Annotated in this window: 9 protein-coding genes; 5 read left to right on the top strand and 4 right to left on the bottom strand. The window is 66.9% G+C overall.

Annotated features, from left to right (window positions below; translation table 11 throughout):
* Window positions 1-332: 332 nt before the first annotated feature.
* Both I6U14_RS02935 and I6U14_RS02930 read left to right on the top strand, forming a co-directional pair.
* A complete protein-coding gene (locus I6U14_RS02935) occupies window positions 333-764 on the top strand; it encodes a YajD family HNH nuclease (protein ID WP_296896762.1) in 432 nt (143 codons plus the stop codon).
* 48 nt (window positions 765-812) lie between these two features.
* Window positions 813-2,315, top strand: coding sequence for a carotenoid oxygenase family protein (locus I6U14_RS02930; RefSeq protein ID WP_296896760.1), 1,503 nt, complete (start codon window positions 813-815; stop codon window positions 2,313-2,315).
* A 6-nt stretch (window positions 2,316-2,321) separates the two neighbouring features.
* Here the strand turns inward: I6U14_RS02930 and I6U14_RS02925 are convergent, their stop codons facing one another.
* The 4 genes from I6U14_RS02925 to rpsT form a co-directional block, all read right to left on the bottom strand.
* On the bottom strand, window positions 2,322-2,726 hold the full coding sequence (locus tag I6U14_RS02925; RefSeq protein ID WP_296896758.1) for a hypothetical protein: 405 nt from the start codon (window positions 2,724-2,726) through the stop codon (window positions 2,322-2,324).
* A gap of 99 nt (window positions 2,727-2,825) precedes the next feature.
* Window positions 2,826-3,935 carry a hypothetical protein gene (locus I6U14_RS02920; RefSeq protein ID WP_296896756.1) on the bottom strand — a complete coding sequence of 370 codons (1,110 nt, stop codon included), beginning with the start codon at window positions 3,933-3,935 and terminating at the stop codon, window positions 2,826-2,828.
* Window positions 3,936-3,962: 27 nt separating this feature from the next.
* The gene (locus I6U14_RS02915; RefSeq protein WP_296896755.1) at window positions 3,963-4,307 is read right to left on the bottom strand and encodes a cupin domain-containing protein; all 345 of its coding nucleotides are present in this window, start codon (window positions 4,305-4,307) and stop codon (window positions 3,963-3,965) included.
* 61 nt (window positions 4,308-4,368) lie between these two features.
* Window positions 4,369-4,632 carry a 30S ribosomal protein S20 gene (rpsT, locus tag I6U14_RS02910; RefSeq protein WP_296896753.1) on the bottom strand — a complete coding sequence of 88 codons (264 nt, stop codon included), beginning with the start codon at window positions 4,630-4,632 and terminating at the stop codon, window positions 4,369-4,371.
* A gap of 377 nt (window positions 4,633-5,009) precedes the next feature.
* Between rpsT and I6U14_RS02905 the strand changes: the two genes are divergently transcribed.
* The 3 genes from I6U14_RS02905 to I6U14_RS02895 all read left to right on the top strand — a co-directional run.
* Window positions 5,010-6,479 (top strand): cytochrome ubiquinol oxidase subunit I, encoded by a 1,470-nt coding sequence (locus I6U14_RS02905; RefSeq protein ID WP_296896751.1) that lies wholly within the window; start codon window positions 5,010-5,012, stop codon window positions 6,477-6,479.
* Between the two features lie 16 nt (window positions 6,480-6,495).
* Window positions 6,496-7,497 carry a cytochrome d ubiquinol oxidase subunit II gene (gene cydB, locus I6U14_RS02900; RefSeq protein ID WP_296896749.1) on the top strand — a complete coding sequence of 334 codons (1,002 nt, stop codon included), beginning with the start codon at window positions 6,496-6,498 and terminating at the stop codon, window positions 7,495-7,497.
* A 103-nt stretch (window positions 7,498-7,600) separates the two neighbouring features.
* On the top strand, window positions 7,601-7,981 hold a 381-nt coding region (locus tag I6U14_RS02895; RefSeq protein ID WP_296896747.1), incomplete at its 3' end, for a hypothetical protein.

Raw genomic sequence — 7,981 nt, 5'->3', positions numbered from 1 at the left:
CATGGCACGCCCCGCGGGGCGCCTGGCTGCGTTACAACTCCTCGGAATAGAACGACTATTCCTCGTCGTTGTGCCTTGCCAGGCACGCCGCGGGACGCACCCTGACGACCGTCCAACTACTCTTTTTAGGTTGAAGGTTGGCCGAGCGGGTCGCACTCGGCCTACGCCGCACTGTCAGCGCACGGTCCTGGCCGCGACAAGGACCTGCAACTATCAGCGGGCGCGCCGGCCCCTGCGGTTGCGTCTTTCACACTTCAAACTTCACACTCTAACCTTGCCCGAGTCGCCCGTGCACACTTGAGACTTCACACTTCCCTGTGGGGATCAGCCGAATGAGCCAACAAGACCCACCCCGCCACGGCCGCACCGGCCGCGCCATCGACACCGACAAGCTCGACCGCATCGTCGCCTCCGCCCGTCGCGCCAGTGACGAGCGCGCCGCCGGCTACCGGGAGCAGGCACTGAAGCTCTTCCCCTGGGTGTGCGGGCGCTGTGGGCGCAGCTTCGAGCGCAGCAATCTGCGCGAGCTCACCGTCCACCACAAGGACATGGACCACGACAACAACCCGCCGGACGGCAGTAACTGGGAGCTGCTCTGCCTGTACTGCCACGACAACGAGCACCAGAAGTTCGAGGAGCGCATTGCCGCCATCGCCGCCGGCCGTGATCCGGATGCGAACAATGCCGGTGGCTCGCAGTCCAAGGCCGGCAGCACCACGCATCGGCCCTTCGATGGCCTCGCGGACCTGCTGAAGAAGGACTGATCGGCCGTCTGTCCACTGTTGCTGCAACATCCAGAGAAGTCAGCCGTCATGCCCCAGGATTTCGCCGCCCCGATGGATCTCGCCAGTGCCGACATGTTGCGGGTGCTGGCGCAGGCCACCACCACGGTCACCGACGAGTACACCGATGTATCCCTGCCGGTCACGGGCACGCTGCCGCAGGCGCTGGATGGCCTGTTGTTCCGCAATGGCCCCGGCCGCTTCGAGCGCGGCGGCCGACGCTACCGCCACCCCTTCGACGGTGACGGCCACATCACCAAGCTGGACATCCAGGGCGGCGCGGTGCGCTACAGCAATCGCTTTGTGCGCACCCGCGAGTATCTAGAAGAAGAGCGTGCCGGGCGCATGCTGCACCGTGCCTTCGGCACCAACCTGCCGGGCGGGCTGTTCGGCAACTTCTTCCAGATGCGCTTCAAGAACGCGGCCAACACCAGTGTGCGCTGGCATGCGGGCCGGCTGCTGGCGCTCTGGGAGGGCGGGCCGCCTCATCGGCTGGACCCACACACACTAGCCACCCTCGGCGCGGAGGACTTCGGCGGCCGGCTGGAAAATCCCTTCGGCGGCTTGTCCCGGCGGCTGGCGCCGCTGCTGCCCTTCTCGGCCCATCCGCACTGTGACGACGAGACGGGGGATCTCTATAACTTCGGTCTGGTTTCGGGCTCGCCGAACCGGCTGATGCTGTACCGGGTCGGCGCCGACGGCCGTATGGAGACACCCCGCGAGCACGGACTCGACCGCTTCAGCTTCGTTCACGATTTCGCCGTCAGCCGCAACTGGCTTTGCTTCTTGCTGCCGCATGCGGATTTCGACGTACCCAAGGCAGTATTCGGCCTCAAGACCGCGGTAGGCTCGCTCAAGATCGCCACCGAGCGACCGATGCAGGCCTTGCTGCTGCCGCGCGCGCCCGGCGCCGGACGCCCGGCGGTGCTGACGGGGCCGCCCGGCTTCGTCTTCCACGTCGCCCAAGCCTACGACGACGACAGCGGTCGGCTGGTGCTGGACGTGATCCGCTACGGCCTCTACCCGGACTTCGACGACTTCACGGACCTGTTCCGCACCCCGCCGGACGGCGCCATGCCGCGCCTGGAGCGCCTGGTTCTGGACCCGGCCCGGCACAGCTGCGAGCACGTGAGCTTAGGCGCCGACGTGGCGAGCCACGCCTTCGAGCTGCCCATCAGCGCACCAGCGCCGCTGGGCGCGCCCCGGCGCATCCTCTACGGCGTCGGCGCACCGCCCGAGCGCCGCGCGCCCTACCTGACATCCATCCACCGCCTGGACACCGAGACCGGCCGGCTCACCACCCGCGACTTCGGCCTGGACATCACCGGCGAGCCCATGCTCGTGCCAGGTGACGGCGACGACGAGGGCTGGCTCTTGTCGCTGGTATTTCGCGCCGATCAGGATCGAACCGACCTAGTGGTGCTGCGGGCTGAGAACCTCGAGATCCAGGCCACGGCACCGCTCCCGCATGCGGTCCCCATCGGCTTTCATGGGTGCTGGGTGCCGCGCGGAGCGCTGCTCGGCTCAGGCTGAGGACAGCTACCCGGAAACGCACCAACCAAAGCGCACTTGGCGCCAAGCTCTTTGGCTACCTAGAAGGAGCGGTTGGACGGTCGTCAGGGGCAGCAGCACGGATTCGCCCAGGTAGAACACCCGCGCTGGATCGTAGCCGGCGGCGGTAAAGGGTGCCTGCACCTCCTCGGTTTCCTCCACCAGCGGCAGGGCGGTGGAAGCGCCGACGATGCAACCGCCGTCGCGCGCCAGCACCACGACGCTGCCGCGGGCGCGGGCGTAGGTGGCGAGGTACTTGGCCTCATAGTCGGCATCGCCGTCGTAGAGGTAGGGATAATCGCGGAAGACACGGATGCGCAGTGCCGCGAGGTCCGGAATCGCGTCATGGAGGTCGGCCCCAGAGACGGGGGTGATCTGGATGTTCTCAGACATGGGCTTGTCTAAGCGGGGTCTGGGTCGGGGCGAGTACAGTCCTTGCGCCGTGGCGCTGTTGCAGGACACAGCCTGCCAGCGTCTCTGGGCATATCGGACTCACGCGCGCTGCGCCAGCCAGGGCCAAAGCAGCTCCACCGTCTCGTCCACTCCCGTGGCCGGGACCGGCTCTACCGGGCCGGCGGCAAGCAGATCGGCAAGCGGCTCCGCGATGCGTCCGGCGAAGAACTCCGCGAGCGGCAGACTGCGAAAGGGCACCTGCTCGGCGAGCCACCGATCAAGGTGGGGCTCTTCGGGCCAGTCGCCACGGGGTACCGACAACACGGATACGCCATGGCAGGCGGCCTCGGCGAAGGTGCCATAGCCGGGCTTGGTGATGACGACGTCACAGGATGCGAGTACATCCGCCACCGCCAGCCCATCCGGGCCGCTGGCAGGTCCGATGAGGCGCGCACCCAGGCGCTCGGCGAGCCGCGGCACCGGGGTCAACAGCATGGTCTTGGGCGGAAGCGGCAGATCAATGGGCGGCACCAGGGAGCCGGTGCCGCCAAACTGCATCAGCACCAACCGCGTCTCGGCATCCACACCCAGCTGTCGCCGCAGACCGGCGGGGTCGCGCGGGCGCACGGCCGCGATGGGGCCGATATCCCGCCCGTTCGGCAGCCAAGCCATGGGCATGGAGGGCGCGGGGCGAAGAAACAGCTCCGCGCCCGCGTAGCCATCGCGCATGTGCTCCTTGAGTGCTGCTGGCAGGCGTGCGCCGATCGGACTTTCCGCGAGGATGTCGAGCCAATTCAGCGAGCAGAGTCCGACCGACGGAATACCGAGCGACCGCGCCGCGGTCAGTGGCAGCCAGGGGATGTCCGCAAGCACCAGGTCGGGCGCCAGGTCGGCGATCAACTGGCGCTGCTCGGCGAGCCGCTGTTCGTGCTGGGCATCGAAGGACGCGTAGACCGCGAGCCCGTCCTCCCAGAGCACCTTGAGCGGGCCATCCATGGGCAGCGGCACATCCAGCGCGCGGCGGAGCACCTGCGTGCCCGCCGGCATGCGCTCGCGCACGAAGCCCTGCTCCACGGTGGCGCCGAGGGTGATGCGAAGCGCCGGATCACGGCGGCGGAGTGCATGCGCGAGGGCACTCACCTGGGCCACATGGCCGTAGCCATGGGCGGTGGCGGCGATGAACAGGTGCGCAGGACGACTGCCGGACATGGCGCCGGACCTGGTTCGGACTGGTGACTAAGCAGCGGCGCTCGCCGTCGGACACTCCCGCAAATGCACTGCCAGCCAGAGGCACCGCGGTTTGTCGGAGGTGGCGAGTACCCGATGCGGGCAATGGGCGGGGATCAGCAGGTGGTCGCCGGTATTGAGCTGCACGGGTTTACCGTCCAGCTCCAGGGTCGCCTGCCCACTGAGCAGTAAGACCCACTCATCATGATCCTGGTCGTAGCGGTTGGACTCCGGTCGAGGGCTGCTGACGATGCGCTCGATCTGCACATTGCCCTGGTCGATCAGCGTGATGAAGTCTTCGCCTGAGTCGAGCACCGGCAGCCCGGCGAAGAGATTGGTCGGCTGCTGGGGCATGGCCACAGAGCCAGGACCGCGCCAAGGTGGACTGGGGCTGCTGGAGAACAGCCGGAGGCTGTCAGCCCATCGCCTTCAAATGCGTGTTGAGCCGGCTCTTATGGCGCGCTGCCTTGTTGGCGTGGATCAGGCCTTTGCCGGCGGCACGATCGATGGCGGGCACGGCGGCCTTGTAAGCTTCGGTTGCGGCGGCCTTGTCGCCGGCGCGCAGCGCTTTAAGGACCTTCTTGATGGCAGTGCGCAGGGTGCTGCGCTGGGCGGCATTGCGCTGGCGGTGCTTCTCCGCCTGACGGGCGCGCTTACGGGCTTGCGAAGTGTTGGCCATGGATGCTCCTTGGGCGAATCCGGATTGTCATTGGGCCGCGCCCGCGATGGATGGAGCGCAGCCGCAAAAACGGGCGTAGTGATCGGCACTAAACCGCGCAGGATTACCCAAGCGATGGGGATTGTCAACGCAAAACGCACAAAACACGCGAGACGCGCAGGAAAACGGGCTTCACGCTAGCCCCAACCGCCCGCCGCCGATCGCATAGCGCTCACCGTCCTGCGGACGACAATACCCGGGCCGCAGCTGCGTCAGCGAGCCAGTCGTGCCGTGAATCCCACCGCCCTTGCGGTGTTGACCTGTATGCGTCCCGCCTCAGTGTCTAAACCAAATAAAGTCGCCGCCCCGAGCGGCGGCAACCGCCCACGGAGCCCACCATGGACCTCGACCCGGTGGCACTGTCGCGCATTCAGTTCGCGTTCACGGTGTCTTTCCACATCATCTTTCCGGCCTTCACCATCGGCCTCGCCGCGTGGCTCGCGACCCTGGAAGGGCTGCACATGGCCACTGGCAATGTGCTGTACCGGCGGCTCTTTGCCTTCTGGCTCAAGGTGTTCGCGGTGGCCTTCGGCATGGGCGTGGTGTCCGGCATCGTGATGGCTTTCCAGTTCGGCACCAACTGGAGCGAGCTTGCCACACGTACCGGACCCATCCAGGGGCCACTCCTGGCCTATGAGTCCTTTACCGCCTTTCTGCTGGAAGCGACATTCTTCGGCGTGCTGATGTTTGGGCGCGACCGGGTACCGCGCTGGGCGTACTTTGCGTCCACGCTGATGGTGGCGCTGGGGACGACCTTCTCCGCCTTCTGGATCATGGCCAACAATACCTGGATGCAAGTGCCCATGGCCTATGAGCTGACGGCCAGCGGTGACACCGTGCCCACGGACTGGCAGGAAATCCTGTTCAATGACGTGCTTTGGGTGCGCTTTCCGCACATGCTGCTGGGAGCCTATCTGACCACGGCCTTCTCGGTGGCCGCCACCGGTGCCTGGTACCTGCTGCGCCACCGCCACCTGTACGCGGCGCGGACCATGTTGGCCATGGGACTCGGCCTCGCGGCGGTGCTGACGCCGGCGCAGATCGTCATTGGCCACTTCAACGGCGAGTACACCGCCGAGCACCAGCCCGCTAAGTTCACGGCTATGGAGGGGCGCTGGCAGACGGAGCAGCCGGCGCGGCTGCTGCTGCTTGCCTGGCCCGATGTCGAGGCCGAGCGCAACGTCTGGGAGCTCGGCATCCCGTACCTTGGCAGCTTCGTGACCAAGGGGAATTTCAGCGCCGCGGAGCCGGGCATCGTCACGGTGCCTCCCGATGAGCGCCCGCCGTTTTTGATCCCCTTCTACGGCTTTCGGGTCATGGTCGGGCTGGGCGTGATCATGCTGGCGCTGGCCTGGGCCGGGGTCTGGCTTATGGCAAAGGGTCGGCTTCGCGACCCGGAGCACCTGCCGCGCTGGTTCCTGTGGGCGGTCTTCCTGCACTTCCCGAGCGGGTTCATCGCGGTGCTCGCGGGCTGGTTTACCGCCGAAGTGGGCCGCCAGCCCTGGGTGGTGCAGGGACTGCTGCGCACAGCGGACGCCGTGACACCGAGCCTCTCCGGCGAGGCGGTGCTGGTGTCGCTGCTCGCCTACGTGAGCGTATACGCGCTCATCTTCTCCGCGGGCACCTTCTACATCTACCGGCTGCTGCGCGCCGGGCTGGATGAGGCCGACCCCGAGCCCGAGCCGGCCGCGCCACAAGCCCCGCCGGCAGCGGGCCAGGGCGTGACGCCGAGCCGCCCGCTCGGCGCCGCCGGCGGCAGCTTCCAGCCCGGTGCCGGCACGTCCGCGCCGCGCCCCGACACGGCCTGACGCGGGGAGAACAGCCATGCCCATGGATCTCCAACACTTCTGGGGCGCCGTGCTGGCGCTTTCCATTCTGATCTACGTCCTGCTGGACGGTTTCGACCTCGGCGTGGGCATCCTCTTCGGCCTGAACCGGGACGAGGCCCAGCGGCGGGACATGATGGGCTCCATCGCCCCCGTCTGGGACGGCAACGAGACCTGGCTCATCGTGGTGGGTACAGTTCTATTCGGTGCCTTCCCGGTGGTCTACTCGATCTTCCTGTCTGCCTTCTATCTGCCGGTCGCACTGCTGCTTGTGGCGCTGATTCTGCGCGGCGTGGCCTTCGAGTTCCGCTACAAGACGCATCGCGGCCGCTGGATTTGGGACTTCGGCTTCGTCGCCGGCTCCGCGGTGGCGAGCTTCGTGCAGGGCGCGGCTATCGGCGCCATGGTGGCCGGGATCACCGTGGACGGGCGCAACTTCGCGGGCTCGCCCTTCGACTGGGTGGCGCCTTTCCCGCTTCTATGCGGCTTCGGGCTGGTGGCAGGCTATGCACTGCTGGGCGCTGCCTGGCTGGTGCTGAAGACCGAGGGCGAGCTGCGCGACTGGGCCTGGCATTGGATACCGCGACTCATGACCGCAGTCATCGTCTTCGTGGGCCTCGCTCTGGTGGGGACCTTGATCGGCGACTTCCGCGTCGTGGACCGCTGGCTGGCGCAACCCTGGCTGTTCCTGCTGCCGGTGCTGGCAAGCCTCGCCGCCTGGCAGCTATACCGTGCATGCGCCAAACAGCGCTCCGATTGGCATCCTTACGCGCTGACTTCTGTGCTGTTCCTGACCGCTTACCTGATGCTCGCGGGCAGCTTCTGGCCCTGGCTGGTGCCTTATGACCTGACGCTTGCGCAGGCGGCCGCGCCGCAAGCGTCGCTCGAGTTTCTCTTCTGGGGCGCCGGTGTTGTGGTGCTGCCGGTGATCCTGGTCTACACCGGCGTCGTCTATTGGGTCTTCCGCGGGAAGGTGGCGCCGGGACAGCAGTATCACTGAGACGCTATCATTTCGCACAGTCGGCGCCAGGCGCTGGGGCGCGAAACCGTGCCGGTGCTTTGGGTCGAGGCGACATTGGCGAGAGGATACGAGAGCGACCGACATGTCGAGAATCATGGCCGTGCTGCTGGACAACATCGCCCAGATCGAGTTCGACCGCAGCAAGCAACTGCCCGACTACCAAGGCGCCTATCTGGAGAAGATGGACCAGCGAATGGACGCCGAAGGCATCGATCTGGACGGTGAGCGTGTGCCGGCGCCGAGCGAGGCGCAGAAGGCGCAGTTCATCGCGGCCAACTTGGCCAGCGCCATCGTCTCCGACAACGAGGCCCAGGCAGCCGCGTTTACGACCTACCTGGCGGTGCGCCTGCCGGAGCTGAAGCAGGTCAAGATCCGTCGCGAAGGCGACGATGGCTTTGCCATCGAGCTCGATTTCGAAAAGGACTACGTGAAGCAGCAGCCGGTCCAGTTCATGCCGCTGAAG

The organism is Thiohalocapsa sp. (assembly GCF_019695415.1).
In the GTDB taxonomy this organism is placed as follows: Bacteria; Pseudomonadota; Gammaproteobacteria; order Chromatiales; family Chromatiaceae; genus Thiohalocapsa.
This window is presented reverse-complemented; position numbering and strand designations above follow the sequence as displayed.